The organism is Pseudohongiella sp. SYSU M77423, assembly GCF_029911965.1.
In the GTDB taxonomy this organism is placed as follows: Bacteria; Pseudomonadota; Gammaproteobacteria; order Pseudomonadales; family Pseudohongiellaceae; genus Pseudohongiella.
The window spans coordinates 92,948-108,652 of sequence record NZ_JARYTH010000007.1 but is presented as its reverse complement, the minus strand read 5'-3'; the positions used below and the strand labels follow the sequence as shown (position 1 = coordinate 108,652).

The 15,705-nt window shown below is 58.2% G+C and carries 12 protein-coding genes; 11 read left to right on the top strand and 1 reads right to left on the bottom strand.

Annotated features, from left to right (window positions below):
- Window positions 1-14: 14 nt before the first annotated feature.
- The gene (locus tag QGM61_RS14365; protein WP_237134385.1) at window positions 15-944 is read left to right on the top strand and encodes an electron transfer flavoprotein subunit alpha/FixB family protein; all 930 of its coding nucleotides are present in this window, start codon (window positions 15-17) and stop codon (window positions 942-944) included.
- 119 nt (window positions 945-1,063) lie between these two features.
- Here the strand turns inward: QGM61_RS14365 and rne are convergent, their stop codons facing one another.
- Window positions 1,064-4,135 carry a ribonuclease E gene (gene rne / locus QGM61_RS14360; protein WP_281133388.1) on the bottom strand — a complete coding sequence of 1,024 codons (3,072 nt, stop codon included), beginning with the start codon at window positions 4,133-4,135 and terminating at the stop codon, window positions 1,064-1,066.
- Window positions 4,136-4,850: 715 nt separating this feature from the next.
- On the opposite strand from rne, the gene QGM61_RS14355 reads away from it, so the two are divergent.
- The 10 genes from QGM61_RS14355 to QGM61_RS14310 are packed head-to-tail and all read left to right on the top strand — an operon-like array spanning window position 4,851 to window position 15,655.
- Window positions 4,851-5,552 carry a recombinase family protein gene (locus tag QGM61_RS14355; protein WP_237134383.1) on the top strand — a complete coding sequence of 234 codons (702 nt, stop codon included), beginning with the start codon at window positions 4,851-4,853 and terminating at the stop codon, window positions 5,550-5,552.
- A 2-nt stretch (window positions 5,553-5,554) separates the two neighbouring features.
- Window positions 5,555-6,784, top strand: coding sequence for an FtsX-like permease family protein (locus tag QGM61_RS14350; protein ID WP_281133387.1), 1,230 nt, complete (start codon window positions 5,555-5,557; stop codon window positions 6,782-6,784).
- 20 nt (window positions 6,785-6,804) lie between these two features.
- Window positions 6,805-7,512: a lipoprotein-releasing ABC transporter ATP-binding protein LolD gene (gene lolD / locus QGM61_RS14345; RefSeq protein WP_281133386.1), complete on the top strand. Its 708-nt coding sequence runs from the start codon at window positions 6,805-6,807 to the stop codon at window positions 7,510-7,512.
- The gene (locus tag QGM61_RS14340) at window positions 7,505-8,824 is read left to right on the top strand and encodes a lipoprotein-releasing ABC transporter permease subunit (protein ID WP_281133385.1); all 1,320 of its coding nucleotides are present in this window, start codon (window positions 7,505-7,507) and stop codon (window positions 8,822-8,824) included. The genes lolD and QGM61_RS14340 overlap by 8 nt, the downstream gene beginning before the upstream one ends.
- A 56-nt stretch (window positions 8,825-8,880) precedes the next feature.
- Window positions 8,881-11,403 (top strand): DNA internalization-related competence protein ComEC/Rec2, encoded by a 2,523-nt coding sequence (locus QGM61_RS14335; RefSeq protein WP_281133384.1) that lies wholly within the window; start codon window positions 8,881-8,883, stop codon window positions 11,401-11,403.
- Between the two features lie 4 nt (window positions 11,404-11,407).
- The gene (locus QGM61_RS14330; protein WP_281133383.1) at window positions 11,408-12,112 is read left to right on the top strand and encodes a MotA/TolQ/ExbB proton channel family protein; all 705 of its coding nucleotides are present in this window, start codon (window positions 11,408-11,410) and stop codon (window positions 12,110-12,112) included.
- Window positions 12,109-12,570: an ExbD/TolR family protein gene (locus QGM61_RS14325; RefSeq protein ID WP_237134377.1), complete on the top strand. Its 462-nt coding sequence runs from the start codon at window positions 12,109-12,111 to the stop codon at window positions 12,568-12,570. Before QGM61_RS14330 ends, QGM61_RS14325 begins: the two co-directional genes overlap by 4 nt.
- Window positions 12,563-14,416: a lipid A export permease/ATP-binding protein MsbA gene (gene msbA / locus QGM61_RS14320; RefSeq protein WP_281133382.1), complete on the top strand. Its 1,854-nt coding sequence runs from the start codon at window positions 12,563-12,565 to the stop codon at window positions 14,414-14,416. The genes QGM61_RS14325 and msbA overlap by 8 nt, the downstream gene beginning before the upstream one ends.
- Window positions 14,416-15,477, top strand: a complete 1,062-nt coding sequence (lpxK, locus tag QGM61_RS14315; RefSeq protein ID WP_281133381.1) for a tetraacyldisaccharide 4'-kinase — start codon at window positions 14,416-14,418, stop codon at window positions 15,475-15,477. The genes msbA and lpxK overlap by 1 nt, the downstream gene beginning before the upstream one ends.
- The gene (locus QGM61_RS14310) at window positions 15,470-15,655 is read left to right on the top strand and encodes a Trm112 family protein (RefSeq protein WP_237134375.1); all 186 of its coding nucleotides are present in this window, start codon (window positions 15,470-15,472) and stop codon (window positions 15,653-15,655) included. Before lpxK ends, QGM61_RS14310 begins: the two co-directional genes overlap by 8 nt.
- Window positions 15,656-15,705: the final 50 nt, after the last annotated feature.

Sequence of the window (15,705 nt, the reverse complement as noted above, 5' to 3'; positions counted from 1 at the left end):
GGGTAGGGCAGAACATGAGCATTTTGGTAATAGCAGATCACGATAACGCCGCCCTGAAACCGGCGACCCTGAATACAGTTACAGCCGCGAAAGAAATTGGCTCAGATATCACAGTGCTGGTAGCCGGCTCCGGATGCGATGCGGTGGCCAAGGCCGCTGCAGCCATCGATGGTGTCAGCAAAGTTCTGGTGGCCGATAACGAAGCCTACAAAAATCAGCTGCCGGAAAACCTGGCCGAGCTGGTGGCTGAAGTTGGTAAAGATGCCAGCCACATTCTGGCCCCGGCAACTACCAGCGGCAAAAACTTCATGCCACGTGTTGCAGCCCTGCTGGGTGTTGCACAGATTTCAGACATCACCGCTGTAAAATCAGAAGACACATTTGTGCGACCAATTTACGCCGGTAACGCGCTGGCTACTGTGCAGTCTTCTGATAGTGTGAAGGTGATTACCGTACGTGGTACAGCCTTTGATGCGGCAGCTGCTGAAGGCGGCTCAGCCAGCGTGGAGACGACTGACGTGGTCAAGACCCAGGAAGTTGCTGAGTTCATCAGCGAAGAGCTGACCAAGTCTGAGCGTCCTGAATTGACCGGCGCCAAGATTGTCATCTCTGGTGGTCGCGGCATGCAGAATGGTGAAAACTTCGCCATGCTGGAAAAGGTTGCAGACAAGCTGGGTGCAGCCATCGGCGCATCACGCGCTGCGGTAGACGCGGGCTTTGTACCGAACGACATGCAGGTCGGTCAGACTGGTAAAATCGTTGCCCCCGAGCTGTACATTGCTGTTGGCATTTCTGGTGCCATTCAGCACCTCGCCGGCATGAAGGACAGTAAGGTAATCGTGGCGATCAACAAAGACGAGGAAGCGCCAATCTTCCAGGTAGCAGACTATGGTCTGGTCGCTGACCTGTTCAAGGCGGTACCCGAGCTCGAAGAGAAGCTGTAAGTCTCACACGCTTTAAGCGCTTACAAAAAAAGGCAGTGGTTTTTCAACCACTGCCTTTTTTGTTGTCTGACATTTGATCCCTGACAGCATCACACGGCCGTCAGGGATCCGGTTCAGTCTTACTGCTTGTTGCTGTCCTCTGAGTCAGTCTGGCTGTCAGATTCAGCCTGCTTGCGAGCCTTCTCTTCTTCCAGGCGACGGCGACGAATCTCCCGTGGGTCGTTAGGCGCACGTCCGCCGCTCGCTGGCGCAGCCTGGGCGCTGGACTCAGGCTTTGATTCAGGCTGCTGCTCTGGAGCAGCGGCTTGCGCTGGTTCAGCCTGCACAGTTTCGGCTTTTTCAGGTTCTGATTTAGCCAGCTTCGCTTCTTCGGCCTTCTCAACTTTCTGTTCTTTACCGGCCTTCTCGGCTTTCTCAGCTGCAACAGCTGCCTTGGCAGGCTTGTCGTCAGCTGCTGCTTTGGGCTCTGCGTCAGCGCTGGCTGCTTCCGGCTTGGCGGCCTGCGGTTTTTTCTCGCCAGAGTCCGTCTCTTTAGACTCTGAAGTCTCTGCCGGCCCGGCAGCCTTCTCCTCAGCTTTTGGCTCAGTCTTTTTGGCTGGTTTCTCGATAGCTGCTTTTTCAGCGACTGTTGCAGATTCAGTCACATCGGCTGCATTCTCAGAATCAGCTGAATCGGTTGAGTTGTCGTCCCCCGTAGACTTGTCAGCGCCTGCCTTGTCTGCGCTGGACTTGCCGCGACGCGAACGTCCGCCACGACTGCGGCGTCGTTTGGGTTTTTCAGGCTGTTCATCGGCATTCTGAGCCTGTTCGTCAGAGTCCTGCGTAGCCTTCGTCGACTCGCTTGCTCCTGCGTCTGCTGGCTGCTCAGCGGCAGCAACTGCCTGCTTGTCCTGTTTGTCCTGCTTGTCGGATGTTGCGCTGGCAGCAGTTTCTGCTTCATTGCCGGCAGTGTCTGTCGCCTGTGCGTCAGCAGCGACCTGCTGATCGTCTGTGCTCTCGGTCTGACCGTCGGGATGCGGGCCGCGCTTGCGCTTGGTAGTGTTGCGCGGCTTGCGCTCGCCCTTGGGTCGACGATTGCTGTTGTCCTGCTGATCGCCAGACTGCTCGTCACTGCTGTCAGACGATGACTTGTCAGCACTGCCACGATCCTGACGGTTGCCGACCTGGCTGTCATCATCAGAGCGGTTACGGCCGCGACCGCCACGACGACGGCTGCGCTGAGGCTTGTTGTCTCCGTCCTTGTCGTTGCTCTTGTCCTGGCTCTTGTCAGCCTGGGCTTTGCCGCCACGTTCGTCTGATTTCTGTTCTTCGCGCTTCTGGTCGTCACGTGGTGCGCGTGAATCGTCCCGGCTGCGTGAGTCGCCACCGCGGCCGCGATTGCCGCGATTGCGATTGCGGTCACTGCCACCGCTGCGCGAGCGATTGCGATTGTTGCCGCTGCCGCGCTGTTCGGTTTTGTTTTCTTCCTCTTCTTCGTCGTTGGCAGCGCCAAACAGCTCGCCAAACACTGACAACAGGGAGCCAAGGAAACCTTTTTTGGCGGGTGCTGACTTGCCTGCCGGCTTGTCACGTGACTCAGTGGCGCGTGGTGCCGGTGCGGCTGGCACTGTGGGTGCCTGCACTGCAGCCTGCTGCACGGGCAGCGGCTTCTGCGTCTGGCCGATTTCTTCGACGTGATCGTGTTCGGTTTCGATTTCAAAGCTGGCCAGCGCCACGCCGCCATCCTGGGCGCTCAGGCTCTGGATTTCGTAGTGGGGAGTCTCCAGCGACGGGCTGGGGATGATCAGCAGGCGGGTCTTGCTCTGCTGTTCGATGGCAGCCACCGCATTACGCTTTTCATTCAGCAGATAAGAGGCCACGTTGAGTGGCACAATCGCACGAATCTCGGCGCTTTTCTTCTTGTTTGCCTCTTCCTGCAGAATACGCAGGATGGACAGACACAGTGATTTCACATCACGGATCGTGCCCTGACCGCTACAACGCGGGCAGACCACAGCATTGGTTTCTTCAAGTGACGGACGCAGGCGCTGACGTGACATCTCCAGCAGGCCAAAGCGGGAGATACGGCCAACCTGAACGCGTGCACGGTCGGCTTCCAGCGCATCGCGGACGCGGTTTTCAACTTCTTTCTGATTCTTGGTGGAGGCCATATCGATAAAATCGATGACCACCAGGCCGCCCATGTCACGCAGGCGCAACTGACGGGCAATCTCATCTGCCGCTTCCAGGTTGGTATTCAACGCCGTTTCTTCGATGTCAGAACCGCGTGTGGCACGCGAGGAGTTGATATCGATGGAGATCAGGGCTTCGGTTGGATCAATGACAATGGAGCCACCGGAGGGCAGTTTAACTTCACGCTGGAAGGCGGATTCGATCTGGTTTTCAATCTGGTAGCGATTGAACAGCGGCAGCGGATCCTGATAGTGCTTGATACGCGCTTCGTAGTGCGGCATCACCTGACGCACAAAGTTCAGGGCTTCTTCGTAGGCTTCCTGGGTGTCAAACAGCACTTCGCCGATGTCCTGGCGCAGGTAGTCTCGGATGCAGCGGATGATGACATTACTTTCCTGGTAGATCAGGAAGGGGGCTTTTTTCTGGTCGGAGGCATCCTTGATGGACTGCCACAGCGACAGCAGGTAATCGAGGTCCCACTGCAGATCTTCCTGGTTTTTGCCAACGCCGGCGGTGCGCACGATGATGCCCATGCCGTCCGGAATATTCAGGCTGTTGATGGCTTCACGAATCTCGGAACGCTCATCACCCTCAATGCGACGTGAAATGCCGCCAGCGCGGGGGTTGTTCGGCATAAGAACCAGATAGCGGCCGGCCAGACTGATAAATGTGGTCAGCGCTGCGCCCTTGTTGCCACGCTCTTCCTTCTCAACCTGAATGATGACTTCGGTGCCTTCGGCAACGGCTTCCTTGATGTTGACGCGGCCGCCGTCAGATTTGCCGGTGAAGTATTCGGGAGCGATTTCCTTGAGCGGCAAAAAGCCATGACGCTCAGCGCCAAAATCGACGAAGGCGGCTTCAAGACTGGGTTCTACGCGGGTGATGCGGCCTTTGAAAATGCTGGCCTTTTTCTGAATGCGGGTGCGGTTTTCGATATCGAGGTCGTACAGTTTCTGGCCATCGACCAGCGCAACGCGCAGTTCTTCTTCCTGCGTTGCGTTTATTAGCATTCTTTTCATAGTGAATTCACATCTCTGTTGAACCAGATCGGTGAATCCAGGTGCGAAACTGACAGGGACCTGTGGCGGGCAGGAACCAACGCGGGGAGCTGCCTGATTCAACTAGTGAATCAGAAATCCTTTTGGAACAATGGCTTGCAGTTGTTGTGCGGCTGCTGTGCTACGGTATTCAGTCAGCCTCAGGCGACAATGCATAACCGTCATTAACCATGTATCCCATCGCTGCGCAATTTGGCGCGCGATACGTTTGTTCGTGCCGCGGTCAAGCCCCGGCCTGCCCGAACCCCGGCTCAGTTGTTGTTGGAAGCCAGTCGGGTAAGGGCTGTGGTGCGCGCTCGTTGTTAACGGTTGCCACCAGCAAAAAATCGCTTTCTGGACTCCGCCCGCTGTGTTGTCACGCGGGTTCCGGATCCGGTTACTTAAGTTAGGTTGTTGGGTTAAAGGGGACGGAGGGATTTAGCACTCTAAATCCCTCCGTCCCCTTTAACACAGTCTTACTGTAAAAACTTGCGTACAAAAATCTTAACAGTTCATCGCCATCGCAATGGCGGAATACTTTAAAATCTGGCTGCTGGCCTTACATGCAGAACAAGCAGCTCCGCGACTATAGCAGTAAGATTTGCATTGTTCAAACATTATGTTTTTATCGAACGGTCGCTGGGCAGCCCTAAACGTCTGGTTTGTTTTAAATTTCCGGCTCGACTAGAATCCGGGCATGAAAATTTTTGCCTACCAGAGACTCAGCAGTTTCGAGCAGGATGACGACGCAGTCGGATTCAGTGATCCGCGCGAGCGCGAGCAACTGCTGGACTACTGTCGTCGGCAGGGCTGGCCGGAGCCGCGCTGGGTGCGCGAGGTCAGCCATGACTGGAGAGAGGGCTTCAGTCAGCGTCTGTTGCCCGATTCGGAGGGTACGCACGATGGCTGGCGACCCCCACCGGGCAGCGATCTGCTGGTGGCCAGTCTGCGCCGACTGGTCAATGGTGCGCAGGACCTGGAACAGACGCTGGAGTGGCTGCGCGGCAATGATATCTGCCTGCATGTCGTCAGTCTTGATGCCGAGCTTAGCCAGACCCGGACATTAAAGCGTACGCGGGTGGATTTTGATGCGATCCTGGCAGAGCTGGCCGTCATTGAAGGCCGGCGCGGAGCCCAGCGTATGCTCAAGGTCAAACATGAGCAGCGCAGCAAGGGGCGCTTCCTGGGAGGCAGCAAACCTTTTGGATATATGATTCACAGCAATGGCAAACTCATCGAAAACCCGCTGGAGCAACGTGTGTTGAAACAGATTCGCCAGTTGCGCTCACAGGGGCTTTCGCTGCGGGCGATCGCCAGCCGTGTCAGCACGCCAATCGCACCGGTCAGCTTCAAGACGGTTCAGCGTGTGCTGCAGCGTGAACAGCAGGAGCAGGACTGATCATGCGCAAACCCCTGGCGCTGTTCATTGGTTTACGCTTCGTTCGCGCTCGCAAGAAAAATCAGCTGGTTTCCTTTGTATCACTTATCTCCATGCTGGGCATTGCGCTGGGTGTACTGGCGCTGATTGCCGTGCTTTCGGTGATTAATGCCTCTACGGGCACCATGCGTGAGGAAACACTGAAGGCCGTTCCGCATGCAGCGGTCACGCTGCCAGACGATCTGCTTGACTGGCGGGAGGCGGCTGACAGCCTTGCAGCCGCGCCTGGAGTGGTTGCGGTGGCGCCATTTCTGGAAAGTGAAGCCTGGCTGCAGTTTGATGGCCGCGGTGAGTTTGTTAATGTCCGCGGTGTAACACCGGAGACTGAAAAACAGATTTTGCAATCGCCGGACAGTCAGCTGCAGGCCATGCTGGATTTCCTGGCGGAAACACCCGATGGCATTATCCTTGGCACCCGGCTTGCCGGTCAGCTGGGCCTTTACCCGGGCATGCAGATGTCGGTCACGCCGCTCAACAGCCTGCTGCAGCGGCGTACCGAGGATGCCCGCAGTTTCCAGATGGTGGGTGTTGCTGATTTTGGTTTCTATGACAATGACGCCATGGCGCTGGTCAACCTGCCAGTCGCCAGCCAGTTACTGACCGGCCGCGACGACGCGGTTCCGCAATTGCGGCTGCGGGTGGACGATGTCCTGAATGCTGGCGTCATCGCACGTGAGGCGGTTGCTGGCCGGTGGCCAGTAGCCAGCTGGAACGAAACCCGTCGCAGCCTTTTCGACGCACTGCGCATGGAGAAAATCCTGACCGGCTTCATGCTGCTGATGATTGTGGTCATCGGCGCCGTGAATATTGTGGCGACACTGGTGATGGCGGTGGCTGACAAGAACGCCGATATCGCCATCCTGCGCACCATGGGGGCCAGCCGGGCAACTGTCATGTCAGTGTTTGTGATTCAGGGTTTCGCCGCGGGCGTGCTGGGCACGCTGCTCGGCGCCGCCGGTGGTGTGTTGCTGGCAATGAACCTGGGGCAGATCACGCGTGCATTCCAGGGAGCACTGAATGCGATGCTGGCACCAGGTGATGTCTATATGATTGCCCATCTGGATGCGCTGATTCTTTGGTCTGATGTCGTGCTGGTCTGTCTGTGTGCGCTGGGTGTCAGTCTGCTGGCCACCCTGTATCCGGCGTGGCGGGCTTCCCGTGTGCAGCCGGCAGATGTACTGCGCTACGAATAAGGTGTCGCCACCAAACATTAATGGAGAGAGTCGTTTTGGAGCAAACCGCTAACGTCATCAGTTGTCGTCACCTGCGCAAGTCCTACACCCAGGGGCCGCAGCAAGTAGATGTGCTGCTCGACATCAACCTGAATGTCCGTCCCGCCGAATGTGTGGCGATTGTCGGCAGCTCCGGCTCCGGCAAAACAACGCTGCTGAATCTGCTGGGCGGGCTGGATGCTCCCAGTGGCGGTGAGATTTACGTTGCCGGTCAGGATCTGTCCAGACTGTCAGAGTCCGAGCGCGGTCAGCTGCGCAATCGTTATCTGGGCTTTGTTTATCAATTCCATCATCTGCTGGGTGAGTTTAGTGCGCTGGAGAACGTTGCCATGCCCCTGCTTATTGGCGGGCAGAGCAGTCGCGAGGCCTATCCGCGCGCGTCGGAGTTGCTGGGTGAAGTGGGTCTGAGCCACCGCCTGAATCACAAACCCTCCGAGCTGTCCGGCGGTGAACGGCAGCGGGTGGCAATTGCCCGGGCACTGGTCGCCTCACCACGCTGTGTGCTGATGGACGAACCCACCGGTAATCTTGACCGTCGCACGGCTGAAGGCATACACACGCTGATGCAAACACTGAATAAATCACTTCAGACCAGTTTTGTGGTTGTGACGCATGACGAGCGTTTTGCAGCCAGTCTGGATCGTGTGCTGGTGCTGAACCAGGGCACTCTGGAAGCTGAGCATGCTTGAGCAGGGCGATTCAGCACGGGCTGGTTTTCTTGCCTCTATGAAGCTGGCCGCACGTATTGCGCTGCGTTATGTGGGCGCGCGCCGACGGCAGGCAGGAGATGCAGGCGGGCAGAGTGGCCAGCTGGTCAACTTCATGTCGCGGCTCACCATCAGTGGCCTTGCCCTGAGTGTTGCCATCCTGATCACTGTACTGTCGGTGATGAACGGTTTTGATCGCGAAGTCAGGGAAAATGTATTGGGCGTGCTGCCGCATGCAGCGGTGCAGACCGAGGACAGCGTCAGTGCTGAGCGCTGGCAGTTGCTGGCGCAGCAGATCGCAGCTATTGACGGGGTGATTGCCACTTCACCGGTGCTGGAGGTCAACGGCGTGCTGGCGAGAGACAACAACAGTCGTGCAGTGCTGGTCAATGGTATCGACGTGGAGCAGGAGCTTCAGACATCCGCGCTGGGCAGCTTCATGCAACAGGGTTCACTGCAGGCACTGACCGAGCGTCGTTTCCAGATTGTGATGGGGCATACGCTGGCTCAGCAGCTTGGCGTTGGACTCGGAGACGACGTCAATCTCTACAGCCTGGACATTTCCATCAACCCGATCGCACCTTTGCCTGTGCAGCGCCGTTTCACGGTCGCCGGAATCTACCGGGTCGGTACGCAGGAGCTGGATGAGCGTCTGGTGATGATTGCGCTGCCGGATGCCCAGGCACTTTATCGGGAGCCGCAGCGATTCAACGGTTTGCGTCTGCGCACGAATGATGTGCTGGCAGTGAATTCATTGCGAGCACCTGTCCAGGAACAGCTGCCACAGGGCTTTTACCTGCAGACCTGGACGCAGTGGTTTGGAGCCATCTACGAGAACATACAGCTGTCTCGCACCATCGTTGGGTTTCTGCTGTGGCTGCTGGTGGCTGTGGCCGCCTTTAATCTGGTTGTCAGCCTGATCATGATCGTGCGCGACAAACGCAGTGACATCGCGATCCTGCGCACCATGGGTGCCTCACCGGGAACCATTGCCCGCATATTCCTGCTGCAGGGTTGTCTGATCGGACTGGTCGGCGCCGGCATTGGCCTGTTTGCCGGCTCACTGCTGGCGCTGAATGTGTCATCCTTGTTCGCGCTGTTTGAGCAGTGGAGTGGCACCCAGCTGTTGAGTGCAGACGTTTATCCAGTCGACTTCCTGCCCTCCCAGCTGATGCTGTCTGATATTGTCGCCGTGTGTATTGGCGTGCTGGTGCTGTGCCTGCTGGCCAGCGTCTACCCGGCCTGGCGTGCTGCGCGAGTATTGCCAGCCGAAGCACTGCGCGCAGCAGACTGACCCAAGAGCAGCTATAACCCCAGCATGGACGTCAGCAATTCTTGGGGTGAGCAGGGATGCGCTCAGCACTGGCCCTGTTCTGCCTGGGTATTTATGCCATCAGTATTATGCCGCGACTGCCCGATATCGGTTCTGGCATCGCAGCGCTGCTGACTATACTTCTGCTTTTTGCGCTGACGGCCATCTGGTGGCGCGCCCCTGCCAGCTCCTGGAAAACCTTTGCCTGCCTGTTGTTATGCCTGAGCCTGGGTGCCGGGCGTGCGGTTTATCACGGACTGATTATCACAGAAAGTCGTTTGCCTGCCGCGCTTGAAGGCCGTGATATCTGGGTAGAGGGACAGGTTGAAGGCCTGCCAGAAGGCGCATCGGCTGGGTCTGTTACATACCGTTCTGGCGGGCAGCAGACTCGTTTTCAGTTGCGCGTGGAACACAGCTGTCTGCGGTTGTTGCCAGAGAACTGTGAGGAGAGTGCGCCGGTTCTGACTGGTCATCTGATCGCCCTGAACGCCTACGGTTCAGTCACCGGTGAGTTTGATGGTGGCGCTGGTGCTGTTCCACAAAGCGGAGAGACATGGCGCCTGCGCGTCCGGCTCAATCGTGTGCACGGGTTCGCAAATCCGGGCGGATATGACTTCGAGGCGGCTCAGGCCCAGCAGGGGATCGTGGCCCGTGGTTATGTGCGGGCGACCACCTTCAATCAGCGGCTGCGACCGGCGGCCTGGTCGATTGATCAGTGGCGCATACAGATTCGTAAGCAGGTTTACGCCACAGACACCTTGCAGTTTCCGGGCTTGCTGACAGCGCTGACGACGGGTCTGCGCAGCGGCATCAGCAACGGGCAGTGGGACACGCTGACTGCCACTGGGACCAACCATCTGATGGTCATCTCCGGACTGCATGTGGGTCTGGTCGCCACTGCCTGCTACTGGATTATCAATCTGCTGGCGCGAATGTCCGCGTCCATGCTGGAGCGCATACCGGCACAGCGTCTCGCTGCGCTGGCGGCGGTGCTTGGCGCCTGGCTTTACAGTGCCATGGCCGGTTTTTCTCTGCCAACGCAACGCGCGGTGATAATGGTCTCGATGCTGATGCTGGTTCAGCTGCTGGGCCGGCAGGTCCTGCCAAGTTATCGAATATTGCTGGCCATGGCTGCCGTGCTGGGCTTTGATCCACTGGCAGTCACACAGGCCGGTTTCTGGCTGTCGTTTGTGGCGGTTGGTGCTCTGCTGCTGTTGTTTGCCGGCCCGCAGCAACTCGCACAGCCGGTCCGTGCACAATCCAATCGGCTGCGTTGGGGGCAACATGCCAGTCTGGTCTGGCTCAAACCACAGTTTGCCGTCAGCATTGCGCTACTGGTTCCGCTGCTGTTGTGGACGGGGCAGGTGTCATGGATATCACCGCTGGTGAACCTGCTGGCAATTCCCGTTGTCAGTCTGTGGGTTGTACCGCTGGCGCTTGTCGGCATCGTGCTGCTGCCGGTGTCGAGCGCAGCTGCGCAGTGGCCGCTTGAGGGCGCCGACACAGGTCTGATCATACTGATGCAGGGGCTGGAGTCTGTTGCCCGCTGGCTGCCACTATGGCAGGGGCCAGTGATTTCACCACTGACAGTGCTGTGTGTTTCAGTTGGCTGTTTGTTGTTACTGCTGCCACGTGGTCTGTTGCCGCGCTGGCCGGCACTGCTGCTGATGCTGCCACTGCTGGCGCCGCCGCGAGCCGATAGACCGGGCCCGGGAGAACTGTGGCTGCAGATGCTGGACGTGGGGCAGGGACTTGCCGTGCTGTTGCAGACCAGTCACCACAGCATGCTGTTCGATACCGGGACGGCACTGGGTCCAGACTACGATGCCGGACGTGCGGCGATTCTGCCGGCCCTTAAACAGGCAGGGATACAGCAGCTGGACGTATTGATCATCAGTCACTGGCATCAGGATCATTACGGAGGCCTGAGCTCAATACTCGATTCAGTACCGGTGACGCGCCTGGTCAGCAGCGCCCCGGTACGGTTCCGGGATTTTAACGGCGTGTCAGACGCCTCAATGCAGCCTTGTCGCAGCGGCCATTATTGGCAGTGGGATTCTGTCGAGTTCCGGGTGCTGCATCCTGACCCGACCGAGCGGGGCGGCGGAGCTGACAACCCCAACAACACTTCCTGCGTCGTTCATGTATCGGCAGGCTCACATGCGCTGCTGCTGACTGGCGACATAGAAGCGCCGGTCGAACGCAGGTTGCTCATACAGCAGGGTGATTTGCTGGCTGCCGATGTCCTGCTTGCGGCCCATCACGGCAGTGACAGCTCCAGCACCGAGGCCTGGCTGCGGCAGGTAGCGCCAGACTGGCTGCTGGTGTCGGCCGGTTATCGCAATCGATTCGGTCATCCGGATCCGGCAGTGCTGCAGCGGGCCCGGGCATTGGGCATCGAGGTGCTGCGTACCGATCACCATGGCGCAGTCACGATGACACTGGGTGGGCCGGGTCAAGCACAATTAAAAGGCCTGCACAGACGCGAGCAGCGGCGTTTCTGGCATAACAACCCGTCTGGCGAATATGGTAAAGTAGCCGGCAAATCAGCGGGAGATTAAGCTTGTGGTAGAAATCGTAATGGCCGGTGGCTGGTTGATGCTGCCAATTATCCTGTGTTCGATTCTGGCAATCGCCATCGTTATCGAACGTTTCTGGACACTCAGCAACAATCGCATTGCGCCGCGTTATGCGGTTGGCCAGGTCTGGACCTGGATCAAAAACGGCGAGCTGGACTCCAACAAAATGCGCGAACTGCGTATGGGCTCTCCGCTGGGGCAGATTCTGGCAGCCGGTCTGCTGCATGCCCGCCAGGGCCGACAGGCGATGAACGATGCCATCGAACAGAGCGCCGCCGCTGTCATCCATGAACTGGAGCGTTATCTGAGCACGCTCGGCACCATCGCCGCCATCACCCCGCTGCTGGGCCTGCTTGGCACGGTAGTTGGCATGATCCGGGTGTTCACTGAAATCATGATTCAGGGCACCGGCAACGCCAATGCGCTGGCCGGTGGTATCTCCGAAGCCCTGATTACCACCGCCGCCGGCCTGACGGTTGCCATCCCGGCGTATGCCTGCCATCGCTATTTTGTCCGCAAAGTGGATTCCCTGGTGCTGTCGCTGGAGCAGGAGTCTGCCAAACTGGTAGAAGCGCTGCACGGTGATCGCCGCGTAGACATCAAGGACTTTGTGACACTGCCCGAAACCAGCGCTGCCCGCGATAATGCACAGCAGCAGGCGGCTGCCAGTGTTGAGGCAACTGGCTCGTGAAGTTTCCGCGTCGCACGCTGGAAGACCCCGCCATCAATCTGACACCACTGATTGATGTTGTTTTCCTGCTGTTGATCTTTTTTATGGTGACCACCACGTTTACACGAGAGACCCGGCTGGCTGTCAATCTGCCAGAGGCGGAAGCGACGGCCGCCGAACCTGCACCCGACCAGATCGAAGTGATGGTCAGCCAGACAGGACGCTACAGCATCAATAATGTGTTGCTGGCCGATAACACCAGCGCCACATTGCAGGCACAACTGCTGGAAGTTGCCGCCGGCAACCGGCAGCAGACCATCCTGCTGGTGGCTGATGCAGAAGCCAGCCACCAGGCCGTAATTACCGCCATGGATGCAATAGGCCAGGCAGGATTCAGTGGCTTCAGTATCGCAACCCGCGAACCCGGTGAAGAGCAGGGTGCCGACAGTACGGTCGAGGGGGGCGGTGTCAATGAGTGATACCCAGCCACAACAGGCACCAGGCCAGTCGCCTCCATCCGGCCCCGAAGCCGCTGCCCTGATGACCGGGGCACAGGTATACGCCCGGCTGCTGCGTTACATCCGACCCTTCCTGGGCTATTTTGCGATCAGCCTGCTGGGTTACATCATTTTTGCGGTCACCACGCCGGCTACTGCAGCCTGGCTGGGCTGGACCATCGATCAGATCGAAGCCAATAACGCCGACGCGCGTATCATCAGTCCCATTCTCTGTGTACTGATTGTGCTGGCGCGCGGTGTTGGCGGGTTTCTGGGGCACTATTCGCTTGAACACACTGCCAATCACGTGGTGCACAAGCTGCGCTGCGAGGTGCTCGACCAGCTGTTGAATGTGCCAATAGCCTATTACGATCGCAACACTATCGGCCGTCTGGTATCCAAAGTCACCTACGACGTCATGCAGATCAAGGGTGCGGCCACAAACGCTATTACCGTTGTGCTTCGCGAAGGCCTTACCGTGATTGGCCTGCTGGCCTGGCTTTTCTGGGTTAACTGGCGCCTCAGCCTGGTTTTCCTGCTGGTGGCGCCGTGCATGGCACTCATCGTTCACATGGCCACCAAACGCTATCGCCGCTACAGTCGGCAGATGCAGGACTCCATGGGTGATGTCACACAGATTGCCAATGAGTCCATCAAGGGCCAGAAAGTGATTCGCACCTTTAACGCTGGTGAATATGTATCGGAGCGCTTTCTGCGCTCCAGCGAGCGCAACCGTCGCCAGAACATGAAGATGGTGGTTACCGAAGCCACCGCCACACCACTGATCCAGTTGATCGTCGCGATGGCCATGGCCATTCTGATCTGGCTGGCGCTGGCGCCGGAATTTCTCGGCGGGGCATCAGCAGGGGAGGTGGTGACCTTCCTGACACTGGCCGGCATGCTCAGCAAACCACTGCGACAACTGTCCGGCGTCAATGCCATCATCCAGCGTGGCATATCTGCTGCCAGCAGTATTTTTGAGCTGCTCGACAATGAGCGCGAACGTGACACTGGCACGCATACAGCGGGCCGGGTCAAAGGTCTGGTGGAGTTTGATCAGCTGCAGTTTGCCTACGAGTCGGCCAAGCCGGTGCTTAACGGCATCACGCTGCGTGTGGAACCGGGTACCACCGTCGCGCTGGTGGGCCGCTCCGGCAGTGGCAAGTCCACGCTGGTGAATATGCTGCCGCGCTTCTATGACTATCAGCAGGGTGAGATCCGTCTCGATGGCGTTCCAATAACAGAATATGCCCTGATTAATCTGCGGCAGCAAATGGCCATGGTGACGCAGGATGTCGTGCTGTTTGAAGGCTCCGTCGCCGAGAATATTGCCTACGGTCTGGGCGAAGAAGTCACGCTGGAAAAAGTACAGCAGGCGGCGCGCAACGCTCATGCCGACGAGTTCATTCAGAAACTGCCGGGCGGCTATGATGCCCAGGTGGGTGATGGCGGCGGACTGTTGTCGGGCGGGCAGCGGCAGCGGCTGGCGATTGCACGCGCCTTCCTGAAAGACTCACCGGTATTGATACTGGACGAAGCAACCTCGGCACTGGACACCGAGTCCGAGCAGCATATCCAGCAGGCACTGGCAGAGCTGATTCGCGGCCGCACTACCTTTGTCATCGCACACCGCCTGTCCACCATCGAGAACGCCGATCTGATTGTCGTCATGGATCAGGGGCGCATCGTTGAGAGTGGCACGCATAAAGAGCTGCTGGCGCTTGATAAACACTATGCACGTTTGCACCGCATGCAGTTCAGTGAGTCGGGCCTCATGAATCCGTTCGACAGTGCCAGTGAAAGCCAATCCAGCGAGACTGCCGACTGATGTGGCTGGTTGATGCCTGGTATCGTGGTGCCTGGTGGTTGCAGCTGCTTCGCCCGCTATCCTGGTTGTTCAATTTGCTTGTCGCGGCACGTCGGCGACGTCTGACGGCACAACAATGTACGTCAGCCTTGCCCGTCATTATCGTTGGTAATCTGACAGTCGGCGGCGCTGGCAAAACACCGGTTGTTCTGGCGCTCGGCAGTGCCCTTCGGCAGCAGGGATGGCGAGCCGGCGTGCTGAGCCGGGGTTACGGTGGTCAGTCCCGCCACTACCCCCTGTTTGTTGAGGCAGACACAGATGTGCGCGCCAGTGGTGATGAAGCGCGACTGCTGCGCCGCCACCATCGCGGCCCTCTGGTCGTCGATCCCGACCGTTGCCGGGGATTGCGGGCACTGGAGGAAAGCGGACTGTGTGATGTCGTCGTGTGTGATGACGGACTGCAGCACTATCGACTGGGACGGGATATCGAGGTCGTAGTGGTGGACGCCGAGCGAGGTTTTGGCAACGGCCTGACACTGCCCGCCGGCCCGCTGCGCGAGCCTGCGCAGCGACTTGCCGGAGTGGATGTTATCGTGTTGAATGGCAAGCAGGCAGAGGCCCAGCTGGCTACCACCTTAGAGCAACAATCCGCCCCGATCGGTTCCGTGCACTTGCAGCCAGCCGCGTGGATCAATGTAAAAACCGGACAGCGTGTCAGCCTGCAGAATTTTCAGATGGTGAAACTCTCCGACGAAAGTGATAAGCGCCAGGTGTATGCAATAGCAGGAATAGGCCATCCGCAACGCTTTTTTGATTCGCTGTCGGCGATGGGGATCACCGCTCACTGTGAGGGTTTTCCGGATCATTACGCCTACCGTGCTGCCGATCTGTCCTTCGCTGGCAAAGACCTGCTGTTGATGACAGAAAAAGATGCGGTCAAATGTGAACGCTTTGCCCAGGACAACTGGTGGTATCTGGCCATTGAACCACAACTGGACAAGGATGTGCTGACTGCCGTGATAAACAGACTGAACACCATTCGCAGCACGTCTGCGAACATGGGAGACAAGGAACATGGATAAAAAACTGTTGAGCATACTGGTCTGTCCCGTCTGCAAAGGGCCGCTGGACTACAAACGCGAGCAGGCCGAACTGATCTGTTACGCAGACGCGCTGGCCTACCCGATTCGCGACGACATCCCGGTGATGCTGGAAAGCGAAGCGCGGACACTGACCGAGCAGGAACGCGAAGATCGCTGACAGTAAGTGTGCAGTCATGCGGTCGCAAGATTCAGGAAAGCGGGGGTAAG